The sequence below is a fragment of the Aquirufa sp. ROCK-SH2 genome, from assembly GCF_054558315.1.
This window is the reverse complement of sequence record NZ_JBPXKB010000001.1, coordinates 623,322-642,250: the sequence shown is the minus strand read 5'-3', so window position 1 is coordinate 642,250 and position 18,929 is coordinate 623,322. Positions and strand designations below refer to the sequence as shown.

The following is an 18,929-nucleotide window of genomic DNA, read 5'->3' as shown; positions in this document are numbered from 1 at the left end:
TTACATGCGGATCTTAATTAAGTCTGTTTTAATTCTAGATAGCCAATCTAGTTTTTTCAATCAAAAGGTTGACCTTCTTATTCAGGATGGTGAATTGAAAGAAGTTGCTGATGATTTATCCTCTTTGAATGTGGATGAAACATTGGAGGGCTCTAATTTTCAATTTTATCCTAGTTTGGTGGATTGTCGTGTACATCATACCTTACCTGGTGGTGAGTATTTAGAAGATTGGAATAGTTTGGCGACAGCGGCTAAAAAGGGGGGAGTTTTAGATTTATTATTACTTCCAACAAGTCCTATTTTATCACAAACAGCTGAATCCATTCAACATATTCGTGAAAAATCAGCCTCCTTCAAACTTAATTTTTACCCATCAGCTCCACTTACTTTAGATAACCAAGGAGAAAACTTTTCAGAGTTATTGGATTTAGCAAATGCAGGGGCCAAATGGTTTAGTCATGGAAGTTCAACCTTGAACAATACTGATTTAATGCTGAAATCGCTTCAGTATTTGTTACCATTAGATGTTTGTGTTATTTCTCAACCAGATACGAAAGCGTTATCTCTATATGGTCAAATTCACGAAGGTTTACAGAGTACATTGCTAGGATTAAAGGGGATCCCCACTTTATCTGAAACTTTGTCTATAAAGCGCGATTTAGATTTGCTTAGATATGTTTTGAATAATTCTTTTGGACAAGCGAATAAAAATTTCAGTTTACATTTTTCATGTATTTCATCTGCGGAATCTGTTGATTTAATTAATCAGGCTAAGAAAGAAGGACTTCCTGTTTCTTGTGATGTAGCTGTTCATCATTTGATTTTTAATGAAGATGCGGTGTCCGACTTTTCAACTTTGAAAAAGGTGTATCCACCTTTTAGAACAGAAATAGATAGGCTTGCTCTTTGGAATGGATTAAAAAATCAGACGATTGATTTTGTTGTTTCAGATCATCATCCGGTTGAAACTGAATTAAAGGACATTGAGTTTGATCATGCTGCTTTTGGTACAGTAGGTTTGGAAACATTGTTAGTAGCCTTGATTCAAGAAGCTAAAGTTCAAGGATTTACTAATATTGCTGAGGTATTAACGTATCGTCCTGCTAAGTTTTTAAAGATGGAAAAAAGTAGCCTATCTTTAAATTCTATGGTGAAAGGTGTCATTGTCGAAGAAACAAGTACTTATAAATATCAGCCAAGTAATATTGTTGGAAAGTCAAAAAATTCAACCTTCATTGATACAGATTTTCAATATAGAATTGCTGCATTAATCAATCAGTCAGAAATCACTATTTACTAATTTATTCGTATGAAGCATTGGAATTTTAGGCTAGTGATTATTTTGTTGGTTTTAGTAATTGCTAGTTTTGTCGTTTATAATTTTTTATTGTATCAATTTGGTATTGTTCCTTTGGGAGGTAAAAAGGCTCCAAGTTATGTTATATTATTAATCGCACAATGGTATTTAGTTTTTCATTTGTATAAACATCCTAAATTATCTTCTTTGCATTTTTTGAATCTCTTTGCCTATCAGTACTTTTTTGTTACGATAGTGGGAATTGTTAGTGCAATCATTCTATATCAATTTTATCAGCAAAGTCTCGGTATACAGGTATTAAATGAATTTATTCAATTAAGTTTGAATGAATTAAATCAATATAAAAATCAAATCGTTTTACAAGAAGATCTACGTTTTTTTGATCAATTGGTGGACGGTGTTAAAAGTATCAATGCTTATAGCATCGCTAAAGATGATTTTTTTCAAAAAATTGCCCTTGCTTTTTTACCTAATTTATTAATATCTCTCTACTATAAAAAAAATTAAATCATGGAAATTTCTGACAATCAAAAACCTTCTTCTGCCTTAATTGCTCTTAAATGGGGTACAATTGTAGCTGTATTAAATTTTCTCTTAACCGTCATTATGAAATTGTCAGGAATTGTTGACCAATTTGATGAGACACTGGGTTGGATTTCTACCATTTTAAGTACCGTTTTTGTTATTAGTGTTCTTGTATTTGCTATGCGTGAATATAGAGCAGCAAATCAGGATTCTATGTCCTTTGGTACAGGATTTGGATTGGCTGCCTTAATTGGAGCTATTTCAGGACTTGTTTCTGGTGCATTTAATTATGTTTATTTGACCTTTATCGATAATGGTAGTGTGACATTGCAATTGGAGAAGGCTAGAGAAAAAATGGAGGAAAGTGGTTTGTCTGAAAGTCAAATTCAAGATGCAGAAAAAATTACTAAAATGATGTTAAGTCCAGGAATTCAATTTGTCTTGGTTGTCATTATGAGTGTTATTATTACTATTCTTTTAGGCCTAATTGTCTCTTTAGTTATTAAAAAAGAGAAGTCGATTTTTGAATAAAACTATGTGGGCAATACTCAAAAAGGAATATTTTGCATTTTTTAGTTCATTAATTGGTCTAGGTTTATTGTCCATTTTTTTCTTTACCATCGGTTTATATACCTGGTTTTTTGAGGGTAATGTTTTCGATTACGGTTTTGCTGAATTAAGCGTATTTTTTGAGGTTTCACCTTGGTTTTTTATGTTTTTCATTCCTGCTTTGTGCATGAAATTATATGCAGAAGAATTTGAACAAAAAACATTTAGCCTTTTAAATTCTTTACCTATATCGCTTAATCAAATAATCATTGGGAAATCTTTGAGTGCATTGATGGTTGTAATTACTTGTTTATTGCCAACCTTTTTATTCGTCTATTCCATTGGACAATTAGGCAGTCCCAAAAACAATTTTGATACTTCTTTATTAATGGGTGCTTATTTGTCCATTATTTGTATTTCTATTGTATTTATATTTCTATCCTCGCTGGCTTCAGTTGTGTCCAATAAACAGCCCCTTGCATTTATTTTAGGAGTATTTATGAATTTTCTTTTTTTTCAGATTCCAGAAGAATTGAAATCGTTCTCAGGTTTTGATGCTGAGTTTTTTAGTTTAAAATCTCACTTTTTGAATTTGAGCAAAGGTCTAATCGACTTTTCTGATATTTTCTTTTTTGGAGGTTTTTCTTTGGTAATTTATAGTCTTATTTTATTTAGATTAAAATCTAAGACTTAGAATTGTCTTTTAAACACAAAGACTCAAAGTTTCACCTCTTACCTCTTACCTCTTACCTCTTACCTCTTACCTCTTACCTCTTACCTCTTACCTCTTACCTCTTACCTCTTACCTCTTACCTCTTAACTCTTACCTCTTACCTCTTACCTCTTACCTCTTACCTCTTACCTCTTACCTCTTACCTCTTACCTCTTACCTCTTACCTCTTACCTCTTACCTCTTACCTCTTACCTTTTTTACGCTTTATACTTCGTAATATCAATCAAATGATCACAAAGATCAATTTCATTTGGTTCGTTTGATGCGATGATAATGGTTTTATTGTTGACAGATTGGATTTTCTCTTCAAACCATTTTTTGGCAGTTAAATCTAGGTTTGTAGTTGGCTCATCTAAAAATAGGAGTGGGCGATTGCTCAATAATGCTGTGCCTAATTTGATTTTTTGGCGCATTCCCGAACTGTAATTTTTGATGAATTTATCTTTGGCTGGAGATAATTGAATATAATCTTCAAAAAAAGAAAGATTTATTTCCTTGGATAAATATTGTAGGGAGCCTAAAAATTGCAATAATTCTTCTAATGTATATTCCTCAATTTGTTCGATATATGGCGCTGCAAAACTTACTTGAGCGAAATTTTTATCTTCATCGATCAAATTAGATTCTGCATCAAAATACTGAATTTTTCCTTTGGTAGGTAATGTGTACTGACCAAGAATTTTCAATAAAGTTGATTTCCCTGATCCATTTTGACCTAAAATTGCATATTTAGATTGGGAACTAAATTCGTAGCTAAAATTACGAATAACGTATTCTTGTCGAAATTTTTTATTGATTTGATCCGCAAGAATTTTCATTGTTATCCCTTCATGATTCCTCGCTCAGAAGAACGTATAAATTCTAGTATTTCATCTCTTTCAGGAGATGCAGACATATTTGCTTCAATTTGAATTAAAGCATCATTGATGTTTAAACCTTTTTGATAAATGTATCGGTAGATTTCTTGTACTTCAGCAATTCTTTCATCCGTAAAATTTCTTCTACGAAGACCTACTGAATTGATTCCAGCATAGGTCAAAGGTTCTCTACCCGATTTTGTAAAAGGAGGTACGTCCTTTCTAACTAATGAGCCCCCTGAAATCATCACGTGTTGACCGATTTTTGCAAATTGGTGTATAGCTGTAGATCCACCGATTATGGCGAAATTACCCACTGCTACGTGTCCTGCCATTTGAACGGAGTTGGCTATGATGCAATTATCACCCACAACACAATCATGAGCAATATGTACATAAGCCATAATTAGGCAATTTTTCCCAATGACCGTTTTATTTTTATCAATTGTACCTCTGTTTAATGTGGCACATTCTCTAATAGTTGTATTATCTCCAATTTCTAACGTGGTTTTTTCACCACCAAATTTTAAATCCTGAGGAATTGCAGAAATTACAGCTCCTGGAAAAATACGAACATTTTTTCCAATTCTTGCACCAGGGAAAATAGTAACATTGGAAGCTATCCATGAACCTTCTCCAATCACAACATCCTCATGGATAACTGTAAATGGATCAACTTTAACATTGTCGGCAATTTTTGCAAGAGGAGAAATAAATGTTAATGGATGAGTCATATATATAAATTATGATTTTCTAACTAAACTGGCTGTCATTTCAGCTTCACAAACTACTTGTCCTGCAACATAAGCTTTACCAATCATTTTTGCGATACCACGACGAATAGGAGCAGTTAATTCGCATCTAAAAATTACAGTATCGCCAGGTATAACACTTTTTCTGAATCGGCAGTTCTCTATACCCACTAAATAAGGCCAATAATTTTCTGGATCAGGCACTGAACTTAATACTAAAATTCCACCTGTTTGAGCCATTGCTTCCACCTGCATTACTCCTGGCATTACTGGATTATTTGGAAAATGTCCCATGAAGTAATTTTCATTCATTGTAACATTTTTTACTCCCACCACTGAATTGTCATCTAAATAAATGATTTTATCTATCATTTGAAATGGATAACGATGAGGTAATAGCTCGTAAATTCTTTCGTGGCTACAAATAGGGGGCTGTTTAGGATCGTAAACAGGGACTTTATTTTTCTCAGCCTCAAGCATTAATTTCTTGATTTTTCTAGCTAATTCAACGTTGGAAGCATGTCCTGGTCTTGAAGCTAAAATTTGTGCTTTTATCGGTCTACCTACCAAAGCCAAATCTCCCATCAAATCCAATAACTTATGGCGTGCCATTTCGTTATTAAAATGTAGATTCGTATTATTTAAAATACCTACTTCTTTCGAAACACTTACTTTAGGTTTACCTAAAACTTCCGATAAATGAGCTAATTCAGCTTCAGAATAATCTTTATCGGCAATGACAATTGCATTATTCAAATCACCACCTTTAATAAGTCCAGCTTTGTAAAGCAATTCTAATTCGTGTACGAAACAAAACGTACGACACATAGAAAAATTCTTTTCAAATTGTGAAATATGACTTAGATTGGCGTGTTGACTAGATAAAAATTTGGAATTATAATCGACCATCACTGCTAATCGATAATCATTTAGTGGAAGAGCTGCTAATTCGATGTCTTTATCTAAATCTTTGAAACGAACTTCCGTTGGTAATTCAAAAAATTTACGGTGTGCCTCTTGCTCTAAAGGAATAGCATCTTTGATGGCTTCAACAAATTTAATGGAACTTCCATCCATGATTGGAGGCTCGGGGCCGTCCAATTGGATAAGGATATTATCTATTTCTAATCCAACTAAGGCAGCTAATACATGTTCAACCGTATTGATCCGGGCTCCATTTTGTTCAATAGTAGTTCCACGAGACGTGTCAACTACGTTGTCAACATCAGCATCTGCAATAGGTTGCCCTGGTAAATCTACCCTTTGAAATTTAATTCCATGGTTTGCTGGAGCTGGTAAAAAAGTCATATTGGCGGTTACGCCAGTATGTAATCCAACTCCACTTAATGTAACTGATTTGGTAATTGTATGTTGCTTATTATTCATAAGAGTATTTTTCTGCCAAAATTATTTTTCAATTTGATTTAATTTTTCGAAAATTTCAGGCAGTTTTCTAATTAATGCATTTCTTTTTAAATATTCTGAATTATTCGAAGCAGGTGTGCCACCTAAAATTAATCCACTTTTTTTAATTGATTTAGTTACACCTGATTGTGCGGTAACAACTGTGTTGGAAGCAATACTAATATGTCCTGCTACACCCACTTGGCCACCTAACATACAATTTTCACCAATCTTAGTAGAGCCAGAGATACCTGTTTGAGCTGCAATTACAGTATTAGCACCTATTTCAACATTGTGCGCTATTTGAACTAAATTATCTATTTTAACACCTTTACCAATTTTAGTAGAACCCATTGTCGCTCGATCAATGGTTGTGTTGGATCCAATACTAACCCAGTCTTCCAAAATAACATTCCCTAATTGAGGAATGGCAGAATATGTTCCATCTGATTTAGGAGCAAAACCAAAGCCGTCTGAACCAATAACAGCATTGGAGTGTATAATACAATTGTTTCCAATAATCGAATCAGCATAAATTACTGCTCCTGAATAGATGATACAATTATCTCCAATAGTTACATTTTTGCCAATACTAACCTTGGAATGTATTTTCGTATTATTACCAATTTTACAATTTCGTTCAATGGAAGAAAATGCACCAATAAATAGTTGCTCACCTATTTGAACATTTTCGGCAATATAAGAAGTAGCGTGTATGCCTACTTCATTGGAAGCGATGATTTCTTGGTATTTTTGTAATAACAATGTAAAAGCCAAATAAGGGTCTTCTACACGGATTAAAGCAGCTTTAGGCTGACTTTTTAGTACTAAATCCTTCGAGACAATTACCGCAGTTGCATCAGAATCATATAGAAAAGATTCATACTTGGGATTTGCAAGAAATGAAATACTTTCTGGCGACCCTTCTTCTATTTTATTGAACTTGGAAATAATTGCAGATTTATTACCTTCAACAGTACCATTAATAATTTGCGCTATTTGTTCAACGGTAAATTTCATGCAAGGATGAATAAGGTAATAAATTAATTAAATTTCAATTTGCGTATTTATATTGCCTTGCAAATATACGCTCTTTGGACAACAAAAATAGTATTTTTTTACAATCTTACTTAATGCTTGGATGGTTGGTAAATCAGATGCCTCAACTAACTCGACCATTTGCCCTTGTTTATCGACGATCTTGATAGTATTGTCTCCTTGCACGTAAGCAGCATTGCTTGTTGTTCCTTCAATGAAAAAATATTTCAAATCTTCGTTTGAAACACCTAATTGTTTTTGAATTAAACTTTCAATTTCATTCTTTTTTGCTTTTGAAATAGGCTGTGATCCTAATTTGCAAGTATATAATTTTCTTTGAAGAAAATGCTGACAGAGTGTTTTGAGTATTGTATCTGAATTATTTTTCCAAGCTTTTATAGCTGCCCAAATGTCATGATCATCCAAATCAGTAAAATTATCTAATAGATTTGAATCATTTTTAAATTCATCCCAAGTAAATGTTTTAGATAAAAATAAATGGAGAGGTTCAGAACAGGGCAATTCAATTCCTTTTTGAATTAAATCTTTTGCTCGATTCAATATCTGAATCAGCATGCTTTCGGCTGATATGGCTGTTTTGTGCAAATAAACTTGCCAATACATCAATCTTCTAGCCATTAAAAAGTTTTCAATGGAATAAATACCTTTTTCTTCTAATACAAGTTGCTCATTAACCAAATCTAACATGCTCAACAAACGTTCAGATCCAATGAATCCTTCTCTTACACCCGTATAAAATGAATCTCTACTTAAATAATCCAATCTATCAACATCCAATTGAGATGAAATTAATTGATGAAAGAATTTTCTTGGATACTTGTCAGAAAACATCTGAATGGCTAAATCTAATTTCCCATGGAAGTGCTCATTTAATTTGTGCATAATTAAATTAGACACCTGTTCGTGATGAACATCATTCAAAAGGGTATATTCCAATACATGCGAAAAAGGACCATGACCAATATCATGGAGTAAAATGGCGATTTCTGCGGCTTCTCTTTCTGGATCTGAAATAATATATCCTTTCGCTTGTAGATTATTTAATGCTTCATCCATTAAATGCATCGCACCTAATGCGTGATGAAATCGAGTATGATGAGCGCCTGGGTAAACAAATTCAGCTAATCCTAATTGCTTAATCCGCTTTAGTCTTTGAAAATAAGGGTGGTCAATTAATTTCAACAAAAAAGGATTGTTGATTTTAATAAAACCATAAATAGGATCATTGATAATTTTGGTTGGGTGCATCCATTGAAATTAATACACAAAAATATCAAAATTGAATTAATTTACGTTGAAACTTAGGATTGATTTCAACTAAATCAATAAATCTTGGACAACTTTTCCTTTTCCATCGGGTGTTGTATAAAATGGCCTTTTTTCGATTTCATATTGAGTATCTGGTTTAATGCCCAATGCATGATAAATGGTTTGATGAACTTCTGCGATTTTTATTGGATTTTCAATGCTTTTACAAGGTCTTTCGTCGGATGTTTTACCATAAACATGTCCTTTTTTAATTCCTCCACCAAACATTAGCATGGAGCAACCATCTGTAAAATGCCGATGCATTCCGTAAAATTTTATATCATTCAATATATCAGGTTGATTCACTTGTTCTTTTACCTTGGCACCTGGACGACCTTCCACCATCATATCTCGACTAAATTCCGAAGCTAAAATGATTAATGTTTTATCTAATCGGCCGCTTTTGTCTAAATCTTTAATCAATTGTGCAATGGGGGCATCAATCAGTTTTTTCATTCCAGCCATTCTCGTATGGCCATTTTCATGTGTATCAAATCCAACAAAGGGCTCATATTCAGTTGTAACTGAAATAAATCTAGCTCCTTGTTCTATGAGGCGCCTTGCTAAAAGACAACCTAATCCAAATTTTCCTGTATTGTAAATATCATAGCTTTCTTTAGGTTCATCAGATAAATTAAATGCTTTTGATTCGGGTGAATTTAGTAAAATGTAGGCTTGTTCCATGGATCTTCGCAAGGATTCTTTTTGATAATCACTTCCAAATTCTTCCCATGGACCTTTTTTCATTAACTCATTGTAAAGTTTATTTCTACTTTCAAACCTTTTTAAATCCATTCCTACAGGTGGTCTCACACTTTCTAAGCCTTGGCTTGGATCAGGTATAAAAAATGGTCCAAATTCATTGCCTAAGAATCCTGCGGTATGAAATGCTTTTAATTCCTCTGCTTCGCCCACGGTAAATCGTTGCCCAATATCTATAAAGGCAGGAATTACTGGATTTTTTGGGCCTAATTCTTTGGCAATCCATGCTCCAATGTGCGGAGCAGCTACCGTTTGTGGTGGCTCGTAACAAGTATGCCAATTATATTGATGTCTGGAATGTAAAATATGCCCTAAATCGGCTGCCACATAGGATCTGATCAATGTTCCTTTGTCCATGATTCGCCCAATAGATTCAAGACCTTCTGAGAAATGAATTCCATCTAATTGGGTAGGTACCGATTGAAATGTACTCAATACTCTGTTGCCTTCCATGCCTTTTTCATAGGGCGTATAAGCTTTAGGATCAAATGTTTCGGTATGAGCCATACCACCAGCCATCCATAATAAAATGACAGAATCTGCAGATGGTGCAATTTTATTTAATGAATCTTGCGGTTGATGAATTGCTTGTTGAATAGGAGAGTTGTAACCCAGCGCTGCTATGGTTGCCAAACTTGAATGCTGTAAAAATTCCCTTCTATTCCATTGGGTTTTCATATTGATACATTTAAAATTAAATGATTAATTGAAATTCAGGTAATAATTGAATCACCCAAACTAAATCTTGAATTCCATCCACTTTGGGTTTATTACCCATAAATTTGAGTGCCGTTCTTAGTTCTCTATTATTGGGTTTTCTTCCTAAAATAGCAACATATAGATCTTGAATTAATGATGAACTATTTTGATAACTAGCAATCCATTTTTTTGCGCCAGTTTGCAATGTTTGGTTGTATTTCGATCCATTGGTCAATTCTAAAGCTTGCAATAAATTGGCTTGCGAAGTTCTACTTGTACTGACTGTTTCTCTATTTGGCCGACCTAAGGAGGTTAAGAATACATCATTTCTTACTAAACTTGCTCGAACAAATGGAATCTCATTTTTAATTTGATCGGGTAAGTTTTTGACTTCCAAATTATTTTCTAAATATAATGGTGAAAATGTTTGACTGACGGCATCTGAAAATTGCTCTGCAGTTAACCTTCTTTTAAGCATTCCTTTAAAAATGAAATTAGAAGATGTTAGCATTTGGGCTTCTTTTATGCCAAAACTGGGTTGCTGATATATTTTCGAGGTAACAATTTGATAGATTAATTTTTTGATATCTCCATCATTTTCTGAAAATTGATAAGCTAGCCAATCCAATAAATCTTGACTCCAAGGAGCATTATCCATTGCATCTACAGGTTCCACAATTCCTCTTCCCATTAATTGTGCCCAAATTCGATTCACAAATGTTCGATATAGTCGACCATTTTTTTTCTGCACAATAATATTGGACAATTGAATAAGTCTTTCTGAAGTAATTGGCGACTCTTTTAATTCACCAAGTTCTTTGTGATATAAGACCTTTCGAGTAGCCATTTTACCCGTAGGAACATCACAATGATGTATTTCAAGATTGTTTTCAGCAAAAATATTGGCAAAATTGTAAGCATCTTCTAATTTCCAATCATTGATAAAGCTATCATGGCAGGAAGCACATTTTAAATTCAAACCAAAAAATACTTGAGAAACATTTTGCGCTGCTTGCATTTCTGTGCTTTGGCTAGAATTAATAGTACCTCTCCATGCAATACCTTTAATAAATCCTTGTGATTCTGTTTTGGGATTAATTAATTCTTTGACCAATTGATTGTATGATTTATTCGATTTGAGCGATTGGTATAACCATTTTGTAATTCCAAATCGTCCATTCGTGATATATCCTGTTCCTGAATAATCATTTCTTAATAAATCGTTCCAAAAGCTTAACCAATGTTGCGTATATGCTGAATTATTATCCAATAATTTCTTAGCTAATATCGTTCTTTTGTTGGGATTTTTGTCTTGTAGGAACTCTGTTTTTTGCTGCGGAGTCGGCAATAATCCTATAATATCTAAATAAATCCTTCGTAAGAAAATCTGATCATCCACATCATTTTTCCATTGAATTTTATTTTTTTGAAAATACTGATTGACAAAATAGTCGATTGGATTTTTGAATTTCGTTTGATTTTGAGGTATTTCGGGTAATCTAGGCGCCATATCAGCCACTCTATAAAGGCTTTTTTCAGGTCCTAAGGGCCATGGAGCACCTGATTTAATCCAAAAAGATAATAATTCTATTTCTTCCTTTGGAATTCTTTTGCCTTTTGTTGGCATAGCATCTTCATCATCCGCAGGCAATTTTATTCGTCGAATTAATTCACTGTTTTCAGGTTGACCTGCAATTAAAATAGGTCCGTTTTTACCACCCTTAAAAATGAATTCTTTTTTGTCCAAACGTAAACCTCCTTTTGACTTTTGGGCGTCATGACAGCTGTAACAATTATGGGCTAATATGGTACGTACTTTGATATTTAATTCAGCGATTTGACTATCGGATAATTTATTATCTGGAGTTGTATTAGTTGAAATTTGATTTTCTGATAAGTCTGTATTGTTTTGAATCCTTGGATTATTTTCAAAATATTCTTTTTGATTGCTTGATGACTTGATGTTTAATGTATTATTTACATTTGGCCATTTGGCACCCATTTTGATCCAAGATTTTAAAATGGAAATTTCATGTTTGTTCAAACGCTTTCCCTTTATAGGCATAGCATCTTCATCGTCAGCAGGGAGTAAAACTCTTCGAATCAATTCACTTTTTTCAGGATGACCAATTTCTATCACAGGTCCATTTTCGCCACCTTTGAGCGTATAAAATGGGGTGTCTAATCGTAATTTTCCTTTTATTTTTTTACTTCCGTGGCAATCAATGCAATAACGATTAATAATCTTGATTGCGTCTATGGATAATTGATCTTCCTTATTTATAATTTTTATTGATTTTTTTTCATTCACGCTATCAGTTTCTGCAGAATCATTCTTGATTACTTTCGGTATTTCAGGTTTTAGTGATAAATAATTTTCACCGTGCGTTATTAAGGCACCGTAATGTCCTGTTAAGCTTACCGAAATAACACTGATTAAAAGGGTTAATTGAAATGATTTTTTTTCATCAAAAAAATGAGCTAGGGTACTTATGCTAGCCATTAGACCCGTAAAAACGCCTAACCACAAATGTATCTTGGAGGTATTACTTGTATATTCTTCCTGATTGATTAATATAAAACCTAATCCAATGGAGATCAAAGCCGATATGGCTGAAATATACATAGTATATGAGATTGCTAGTCGAAGAGGATCATTTTTTTGTTTGAATGAAATGATTTCAAAAACAAAAGCTAGCCATAATAAACTTATGGGTAAGTGAACCATAATTGGGTGGCAACGGCCCAACAATCCTAGAATATCAAGTTGACTTGAAATAGGAGACATTCAAAAAGGAGATAGTTTGATAGGTTTAAAAATGGAAATTACTAAAATTAAATCAAAAAAAAACACTTATCATTAATTGATAAGTGTTTGATTATTAAGTGTGGACCAGCATGGGCTCGAACCATGGACCCCCTGATTATGAGTCAGGTGCTCTAACCAGCTGAGCTACAAGTCCTCATTAGAATAACACTAATGTGGTGCAAAAGTAATCAAAATGAATCTTTTAGGAAACATTTTGTCAAAAATTATTCTTTTCAAGATTTGAGATATAACTATCCTTACATGAGGAATCATAGTTAGAAATGGAAGATTGTATATTTTTGTTGAATTAATTCTTAGAATAAGTAAATTTTATCTGAAACAAACTTTATAAAACAAAATCTATAACTTATTAACCATGGGAGCAATTTTAGGATTATTATTTCACAGCTTGGGAGGATTTGCCTCAGGTAGTTTTTACATTCCATATCGTAAAATTCAAGTTTGGTCTTGGGAAAGTGCCTGGATTGTAGGAGGTGTTTTTTCATGGATTTTGGTTCCTTTTCTAGCTGCTTATTTAACAATACCTGATTTCATGGGTATTATTCAACAAACAGAATCAGATATTTTATTTTGGACCTATGCTTTTGGTGTTTTATGGGGAATTGGTGGTTTGACTTTTGGTTTAGCAATGCGGTATTTGGGAATGTCTTTGGGGATGTCCATTGCATTAAGTCTATGTAGTATTTTTGGAGCACTTGTGCCTCCAATTTACAGAGAAATTACTGGAGTGGCTGGTGATACGATTTCCTCCATTGCAGGAAGTACTGGTGGCAGATGGGTGCTTTTTGGGATTTTGGTATGCCTTTTAGGAATTTATTTGTGTGGTAAAGCTGGAATGATGAAGGAAAATGAATTGTCAGATGAGCAAAAGAAATTAAGTATTAAAGAATTTAGCCTTACCAAAGGATTAATAGTTGCAACAATTTCTGGTTTATTATCTGCCTGTTTTAATTTTGGTTTAGAAGCTGGTAAATTGATGGCGGATCATGCAATTCTCAAAGGATGCGATCCATTATTTCAAAATAATGTTATTTTTATCGTAGTTCTTTGGGGCGGATTTACAACCAATTTCATTTGGTGTATGTATTTGAATTTCTCTAATAAAACTTTTGGCGATTATTTAAATCAAAATTCTCCTCTTAAAATGAATTATTTGTTTGCTGCGGTTGCTGGAACAACCTGGTTTTTGCAATTTTTCTTTTATGGCATGGGTGAAAGTAAATTGGGCAATGGAGCTAGTTCTTGGATTTTACACATGGCTACTATTATTTTAACTTCCAATGTGTGGGGTATTTATTTTAAAGAATGGCAAGGTGTTTCCAAAAATACCATGCGAACCATTATCTCAGGAATTGTTGTAATTTTATTATCTGTCATTATTGTTGGCATTGGCAATTCTCTAAATTAAAATGAACGATATAAATCTCTTTAATCTTCTTCAAATAGATGCTTTTTCGTCTACCCCTAAGTATTTGCAAATTGCTAATTCTGTTATAGAAGGGATAAGGACTAAAAAGATTAAAAAAGGTGATGTATTACCTTCCATCAATGAGTTAAGCTTTGAAAATTATATTTCAAGAATAACCGTTGAAAAATCTTATAATTATCTAAAATCTAAAGGCATTATAGCATCAGTTAGAGGTAAAGGTTTTTACATTAATGTAGATAATTTAACGTTCGATTTAAGAGTTTTTTTATTGTTTAATAAACTAAGTGAGCACAAAAAAATCATATACGATTCGTTTGTTGAGGAATTAGGTGAAAATGCCAGTGTCGATTTTTTTATTTACAACAATGATTTTAATTTATTCAAAAAGATTATTCAGTCTAGGGATCGTGATTACTCGCATATCGTGATTATTCCACATTTTTTAGAAGGAGAGGAGAATGCCCGCGAATTGATTAATCATTTGCCCAAGGAAAAATTGTATTTAGTGGATAAATTGATTCCTGATATTCAAGGTAATTTTGGTGCTGTTTATGAAAATTTCGAAAAAGATATTTACGAAGCTTTAAGTCAAATTTCAGATTCGCTTAAAAAATATAGAATATTAAAAATCATTTTTCCGAATACAAGTTATTATCCTTTGGAAATTGTCAATGGTTTTATGCGTTTTTGCCAAAATAATGGCTTTGAAAGAGAAATTTTATCCTCCGCGAAAGATATCACTCCCAAAAAAGGTGAATTGTACATTTGTGTCATGGAAAACGATTTAATCCTTTTGTTGGATAAAATTTTGGAATCAAAATTAGAAATTGGTAAAGATGTCGGCATTATATCCTACAATGAAACCCCGCTTAAACGATTGTTGTTTAGAGGAATTACAACCATATCCACCGACTTTGTTAATTTGGGTTCTACAGTAGCGAATTTGATAAAAGGGAATTCGAAAGAGCACATAGAAAATCCATTTAAAGTAATTCCTAGAGATTCCATTTGATTTTCCATTCAAACTTGTCTATTTGCCTAATAAAATTTGGGAATTTGCGGATTAGATGTCTTAATTATTTTGTTTTAATCGTAAAAAAATAGCATTTTTGTTGTTTGATTCTTAAGTATTTGCTTAAATAATAATAAAATTATAAAAATGAGTAACTCTCCAAAAACCTTATTCGACAAAGTGTGGGACTCGCATGTAGTTCGTAAAATAGAAGATGGACCTGATGTATTTTTCATCGATCGCCATTTTATTCATGAAGTAACTAGTCCAGTTGCCTTTTTGGGTTTAGAGCAAAGAGGTATTGGTGTCATGTTTCCTGAATTTACTTTTGCAACAGCAGATCACAATACTCCAACAATCAATCAACATTTACCGGTTGAAGATCCTTTGTCGGCTAATCAATTAAAGCAATTAGAGACCAATACAGCTAAGTATGGCATTTCTCATTGGGGTTTAGGAAATCCCAAAAATGGTATTGTCCACGTAGTAGGGCCAGAGAATGGTATCACATTACCAGGTATGACCATTGTTTGTGGTGATTCTCATACATCTACCCACGGTGCTTTCGGAGCAATTGCTTTTGGTATTGGAACTTCAGAGGTGGAAATGGTGCTTTCGTCGCAATGCATTATGCAGCCAAAACCGAAGAAAATGCGCATTAATGTAAATGGTCAATTGGGTAAAGGTGTTACACCCAAAGATGTGGCTTTATATATTATTGCTAAATTAACAACTTCAGGTGCTACTGGTTATTTTGTAGAATATGCTGGAGATGTTTTTGAAAAAATGTCGATGGAAGGCCGTATGACGGTTTGTAATTTAAGTATTGAGATGGGAGCTCGTGGTGGAATGATTGCACCTGATCAAACTACTTTTGATTACATCGATGGTCGTGAATTAGCACCTAAAGGGGCAGATTGGGATAAGCAATTAGCTTATTGGAAGACTTTAAAAACGGATACTGGTGCTCAATTTGATTCTGAAATCAATTTCAATGCTTCAGATATTGAACCGATGATTACCTACGGTACAAATCCAGGAATGGGAATCGGTATTTCTAAGCATATTCCAAAATCAGGTGATGTAGAAGGTGGAGCAGCAACTTATGAAAAATCCTTACAATATATGGGCTTTTCAGAAGATGATTCGATGATTGGTAAAAAAGTGGATTATGTATTTATTGGTTCTTGTACCAATGGACGTATAGAGGATTTTAGAGCATTTGCTTCCATCGTAAAAGGACGTAAAAAGGCGGATCACGTAACTGCTTGGGTAGTTCCTGGTTCTCATATCGTTGAAAAACAAATCAAAGATGAAGGAATCTATGATATCCTAATTGATGCAGGATTTGAATTACGTCAACCAGGTTGTTCAGCTTGTTTAGCCATGAATGATGATAAAATTCCTGTAGGAAAATATGCTGTTAGTACTTCAAACAGAAACTTTGAAGGACGTCAAGGTCCTGGATCTAGAACTCTATTAGCTAGTCCTTTAGTAGCTGCAGCAGCTGCTATTAACGGAGTTGTAACAGATCCAAGAGAGTTTTTATAATATTAATTAAATACGCTAGACATGGCTTACGATAAATTTACAATTTTAAAAAGTTCAGCAGTACCATTACCCATTGAGAATGTTGATACCGACCAAATCATACCCGCTCGTTTTTTGAAGGCAACTGAAAGAAAAGGTTTTGGTGATAATTTATTTCGCGATTGGAGATATGATTCAAATGATCAACCAAAAGCAGATTTTATCTTAAATAATCCTATTTATTCAGGAAAGATTTTAGTGGGTGGAAAAAACTTTGGAAGTGGTTCAAGTAGAGAGCATGCTGCTTGGGCTGTATATGATTATGGTTTCCGTTGTGTTGTTTCAAGTTTCTTCGCAGATATTTTCAGAAATAACTGTATCAACGTAGGTATTTTACCTGTTCAAGTTAGCGCTGAATTTTTAGATCAAATCTTTACTCAAATTGAAAAAGATCCTAAATCTGAAATTGAAGTAAACTTGGAAGAACAAAAAATCACCATTCTTGCTTCAGGTGCTAGTGAATCTTTTGCGATCAATGGGTACAAAAAACATAATTTATTAAATGGTTTTGATGATATCGATTACCTTCAAGCAATGAAGGATGAAATCAAAACATTTGCTTCCAATAGATAATCCTTTGAAAAGACATATTGAAATAATGGATACGACACTCCGAGATGGTGAACAAACCAGCGGAGTGTCTTTTTCTGCCTCAGAAAAATTAACCATTGCGCAATTATTGTTAACTGAATTGAAAGTTGATCGGATTGAAATTGCCTCTGCTCGTGTTTCTGAAGGAGAATTTTTGGCAGTGAAGAAAATAACCGAATGGGCTTCATTAAACGGGTATTTAGATCAAGTAGAAGTTTTAACATTTGTTGATGGAGGTACATCTGTTCAATGGATGTTAGATGCTGGTGCGAAAGTGATGAATCTTTTAACCAAAGGTTCTCTCAATCATTTGAAACATCAGTTGAAGAAATCACCTGAGCAACATTTTAAGGAAATTAAAGAAACCATAGAGCTTGCTAAATCGAAAGGTTTAGAAGTTAATGTGTACTTGGAAGATTGGTCCAATGGCATGCGAAATAGCAAGGAATATGTGATTGATTACTTGAATTTTCTAAAAGATCAACCCATTAAAAGAGTTTTATTGCCGGATACATTAGGCGTTTTAATTCCTTCAGAGGTTCGCGAATTTATTACTGAATTAGTAGCACTTTATCCGGGTGTTCATTTCGATTTTCATGCACACAATGATTATGATTTAGGAACTGCCAATGCCATTGAAGCTGTGGCAAGTGGTTGTCATGGTCTACATTTAACTATTAACGGAATGGGCGAAAGAGCGGGAAATGCTCCTTTGGCTAGTGTTATTGCGGTTTTAAATGATTACATGAAAAATGTGCAAACCAATGTAGTAGAAAAATCTCTTTATACTGTTAGTAAATTAGTTGAAACATTCTCTGGTTTTAGAATCCCAGTGAATAAACCCGTTGTTGGAGAAAATGTATTTACTCAAACTGCAGGTATTCATGCAGATGGAGATAAAAAGAATAATTTATACCACAACGATTTGATGCCAGAGCGATTTGGCCGCGAGCGTAAATATGCCTTAGGCAAAACGAGTGGTAAAGCAAATATTGAAAATAATTTATTGCAATTAGGAATTCAACTTTCAGATGAGGATTTGAAAAAAGTGACTCAAAGAATCATTGAATTAGGCGATAAAAAAGAGGTCGTTACTCCCAATGATTTACCTTATATTATTTCAGATGTGCTAGACAGTAATGCCATCAACGAAAGAGTACAGGTAATCAATTATGTTTTGACTCACTCCAAAGAATTACGTCCTTCTGTAACGTTAAAGATTTCCATAGATGGAGAAACCTTTGAAGAACACGCTCAAGGTGACGGTCAATATGATGCTTTTATGAAAGCACTACAAATTGTTTTTCAAAAAAATGGTAAAGTTTTACCTCAATTGAAAGATTATGCTGTTCGTATTCCTCCTGGAGGAGAATCGGATGCACTTTGTGAAACAATTATTACTTGGCATACAGGCACTAAAGAATTAATCACAAGAGGTTTAGATTGTGATCAAACTGTTTCAGCTATTAAGGCGACGCAGAAAATGTTGAATTTGATTTAGTAAATACATA

Annotated in this window: 16 protein-coding genes and 1 tRNA gene; 9 read left to right on the top strand and 8 right to left on the bottom strand. The window is 33.6% G+C overall.

The window, feature by feature from the left end:
* The first annotated feature begins 4 nt into the window (after nucleotides 1-4).
* The 4 genes from V7S79_RS02810 to V7S79_RS02795 are packed head-to-tail and all read left to right on the top strand — an operon-like array spanning nucleotide 5 to nucleotide 3,086.
* A complete protein-coding gene (locus V7S79_RS02810) occupies nucleotides 5-1,300 on the top strand; it encodes a dihydroorotase (RefSeq protein WP_459489032.1) in 1,296 nt (431 codons plus the stop codon).
* Between the two features lie 9 nt (nucleotides 1,301-1,309).
* Nucleotides 1,310-1,825, top strand: coding sequence for a hypothetical protein (locus V7S79_RS02805; protein ID WP_459489031.1), 516 nt, complete (start codon nucleotides 1,310-1,312; stop codon nucleotides 1,823-1,825).
* Nucleotides 1,826-1,828: 3 nt separating this feature from the next.
* Entirely contained in the window at nucleotides 1,829-2,374 is a 546-nt protein-coding gene (locus V7S79_RS02800; RefSeq protein WP_459489030.1) for a DUF4199 domain-containing protein, read from the top strand.
* Nucleotides 2,375-2,378: 4 nt separating this feature from the next.
* Nucleotides 2,379-3,086: an ABC-2 transporter permease gene (locus V7S79_RS02795; RefSeq protein ID WP_459489029.1), complete on the top strand. Its 708-nt coding sequence runs from the start codon at nucleotides 2,379-2,381 to the stop codon at nucleotides 3,084-3,086.
* A 236-nt stretch (nucleotides 3,087-3,322) separates the two neighbouring features.
* On the opposite strand, the gene V7S79_RS02790 is transcribed toward V7S79_RS02795, so the two are convergent.
* The 8 genes from V7S79_RS02790 to V7S79_RS02755 all read right to left on the bottom strand — a co-directional run bounded on the left by V7S79_RS02790 (nucleotide 3,323) and on the right by V7S79_RS02755 (nucleotide 12,929).
* The gene (locus tag V7S79_RS02790; protein ID WP_459489028.1) at nucleotides 3,323-3,943 is read right to left on the bottom strand and encodes an ABC transporter ATP-binding protein; all 621 of its coding nucleotides are present in this window, start codon (nucleotides 3,941-3,943) and stop codon (nucleotides 3,323-3,325) included.
* Between the two features lie 2 nt (nucleotides 3,944-3,945).
* Nucleotides 3,946-4,716 carry an acyl-ACP--UDP-N-acetylglucosamine O-acyltransferase gene (lpxA, locus tag V7S79_RS02785; protein ID WP_459489027.1) on the bottom strand — a complete coding sequence of 257 codons (771 nt, stop codon included), beginning with the start codon at nucleotides 4,714-4,716 and terminating at the stop codon, nucleotides 3,946-3,948.
* Nucleotides 4,717-4,725: 9 nt separating this feature from the next.
* Nucleotides 4,726-6,120, bottom strand: a complete 1,395-nt coding sequence (locus V7S79_RS02780) for a bifunctional UDP-3-O-[3-hydroxymyristoyl] N-acetylglucosamine deacetylase/3-hydroxyacyl-ACP dehydratase (RefSeq protein WP_459489026.1) — start codon at nucleotides 6,118-6,120, stop codon at nucleotides 4,726-4,728.
* Nucleotides 6,121-6,141: 21 nt separating this feature from the next.
* Nucleotides 6,142-7,158 carry a UDP-3-O-(3-hydroxymyristoyl)glucosamine N-acyltransferase gene (lpxD, locus tag V7S79_RS02775; RefSeq protein ID WP_459489025.1) on the bottom strand — a complete coding sequence of 339 codons (1,017 nt, stop codon included), beginning with the start codon at nucleotides 7,156-7,158 and terminating at the stop codon, nucleotides 6,142-6,144.
* A 27-nt stretch (nucleotides 7,159-7,185) separates the two neighbouring features.
* Nucleotides 7,186-8,445, bottom strand: a complete 1,260-nt coding sequence (locus V7S79_RS02770) for an HD domain-containing protein (RefSeq protein ID WP_459489024.1) — start codon at nucleotides 8,443-8,445, stop codon at nucleotides 7,186-7,188.
* A 69-nt stretch (nucleotides 8,446-8,514) separates the two neighbouring features.
* Nucleotides 8,515-9,945, bottom strand: coding sequence for a DUF1501 domain-containing protein (locus V7S79_RS02765; protein WP_459489023.1), 1,431 nt, complete (start codon nucleotides 9,943-9,945; stop codon nucleotides 8,515-8,517).
* A 16-nt stretch (nucleotides 9,946-9,961) separates the two neighbouring features.
* The gene (locus V7S79_RS02760) at nucleotides 9,962-12,754 is read right to left on the bottom strand and encodes a DUF1549 domain-containing protein (RefSeq protein ID WP_459489022.1); all 2,793 of its coding nucleotides are present in this window, start codon (nucleotides 12,752-12,754) and stop codon (nucleotides 9,962-9,964) included.
* A gap of 101 nt (nucleotides 12,755-12,855) precedes the next feature.
* A tRNA-Ile gene (locus V7S79_RS02755) sits at nucleotides 12,856-12,929 on the bottom strand.
* Between the two features lie 222 nt (nucleotides 12,930-13,151).
* On the opposite strand from V7S79_RS02755, the gene rhaT reads away from it, so the two are divergent.
* The 5 genes from rhaT (at nucleotide 13,152) to V7S79_RS02730 (ending at nucleotide 18,919) form a co-directional block, all read left to right on the top strand.
* Nucleotides 13,152-14,204, top strand: a complete 1,053-nt coding sequence (gene rhaT / locus V7S79_RS02750) for an L-rhamnose/proton symporter RhaT (protein WP_459489021.1) — start codon at nucleotides 13,152-13,154, stop codon at nucleotides 14,202-14,204.
* 1 nt (nucleotide 14,205) lies between these two features.
* Nucleotides 14,206-15,237 carry a GntR family transcriptional regulator gene (locus V7S79_RS02745; RefSeq protein ID WP_459489020.1) on the top strand — a complete coding sequence of 344 codons (1,032 nt, stop codon included), beginning with the start codon at nucleotides 14,206-14,208 and terminating at the stop codon, nucleotides 15,235-15,237.
* A gap of 147 nt (nucleotides 15,238-15,384) precedes the next feature.
* A complete protein-coding gene (leuC, locus tag V7S79_RS02740; protein ID WP_459489019.1) occupies nucleotides 15,385-16,788 on the top strand; it encodes a 3-isopropylmalate dehydratase large subunit in 1,404 nt (467 codons plus the stop codon).
* Between the two features lie 21 nt (nucleotides 16,789-16,809).
* A complete protein-coding gene (gene leuD / locus V7S79_RS02735) occupies nucleotides 16,810-17,400 on the top strand; it encodes a 3-isopropylmalate dehydratase small subunit (protein WP_459489018.1) in 591 nt (196 codons plus the stop codon).
* Nucleotides 17,369-18,919 carry an alpha-isopropylmalate synthase regulatory domain-containing protein gene (locus tag V7S79_RS02730; RefSeq protein WP_459489017.1) on the top strand — a complete coding sequence of 517 codons (1,551 nt, stop codon included), beginning with the start codon at nucleotides 17,369-17,371 and terminating at the stop codon, nucleotides 18,917-18,919. The genes leuD and V7S79_RS02730 overlap by 32 nt, the downstream gene beginning before the upstream one ends.
* The last annotated feature ends 10 nt before the right edge of the window (nucleotides 18,920-18,929 follow it).

Excerpts from the sequence above, each read along its gene's own strand:
- V7S79_RS02770 (WP_459489024.1), bottom strand. The coding sequence starts at position 8,445 with ATGCACCCAACCAAAATTATCAATGATCCTATTTATGGTTTTATTAAA.
- V7S79_RS02730 (WP_459489017.1), top strand. The coding sequence starts at position 17,369 with ATGAAATCAAAACATTTGCTTCCAATAGATAATCCTTTGAAAAGACAT.
- V7S79_RS02805 (WP_459489031.1), top strand. The coding sequence starts at position 1,310 with ATGAAGCATTGGAATTTTAGGCTAGTGATTATTTTGTTGGTTTTAGTA.
- V7S79_RS02745 (WP_459489020.1), top strand. The coding sequence starts at position 14,206 with ATGAACGATATAAATCTCTTTAATCTTCTTCAAATAGATGCTTTTTCG.
- V7S79_RS02765 (WP_459489023.1), bottom strand. The coding sequence starts at position 9,945 with ATGAAAACCCAATGGAATAGAAGGGAATTTTTACAGCATTCAAGTTTG.
- lpxA (WP_459489027.1), bottom strand. The coding sequence starts at position 4,716 with ATGACTCATCCATTAACATTTATTTCTCCTCTTGCAAAAATTGCCGAC.
- leuC (WP_459489019.1), top strand. The coding sequence starts at position 15,385 with ATGAGTAACTCTCCAAAAACCTTATTCGACAAAGTGTGGGACTCGCAT.
- V7S79_RS02760 (WP_459489022.1), bottom strand. The coding sequence starts at position 12,754 with ATGTCTCCTATTTCAAGTCAACTTGATATTCTAGGATTGTTGGGCCGT.
- V7S79_RS02795 (WP_459489029.1), top strand. The coding sequence starts at position 2,379 with ATGTGGGCAATACTCAAAAAGGAATATTTTGCATTTTTTAGTTCATTA.
- V7S79_RS02810 (WP_459489032.1), top strand. The coding sequence starts at position 5 with ATGCGGATCTTAATTAAGTCTGTTTTAATTCTAGATAGCCAATCTAGT.
- V7S79_RS02780 (WP_459489026.1), bottom strand. The coding sequence starts at position 6,120 with ATGAATAATAAGCAACATACAATTACCAAATCAGTTACATTAAGTGGA.
- V7S79_RS02800 (WP_459489030.1), top strand. The coding sequence starts at position 1,829 with ATGGAAATTTCTGACAATCAAAAACCTTCTTCTGCCTTAATTGCTCTT.
- lpxD (WP_459489025.1), bottom strand. The coding sequence starts at position 7,158 with ATGAAATTTACCGTTGAACAAATAGCGCAAATTATTAATGGTACTGTT.
- V7S79_RS02790 (WP_459489028.1), bottom strand. The coding sequence starts at position 3,943 with ATGAAAATTCTTGCGGATCAAATCAATAAAAAATTTCGACAAGAATAC.
- rhaT (WP_459489021.1), top strand. The coding sequence starts at position 13,152 with ATGGGAGCAATTTTAGGATTATTATTTCACAGCTTGGGAGGATTTGCC.
- leuD (WP_459489018.1), top strand. The coding sequence starts at position 16,810 with ATGGCTTACGATAAATTTACAATTTTAAAAAGTTCAGCAGTACCATTA.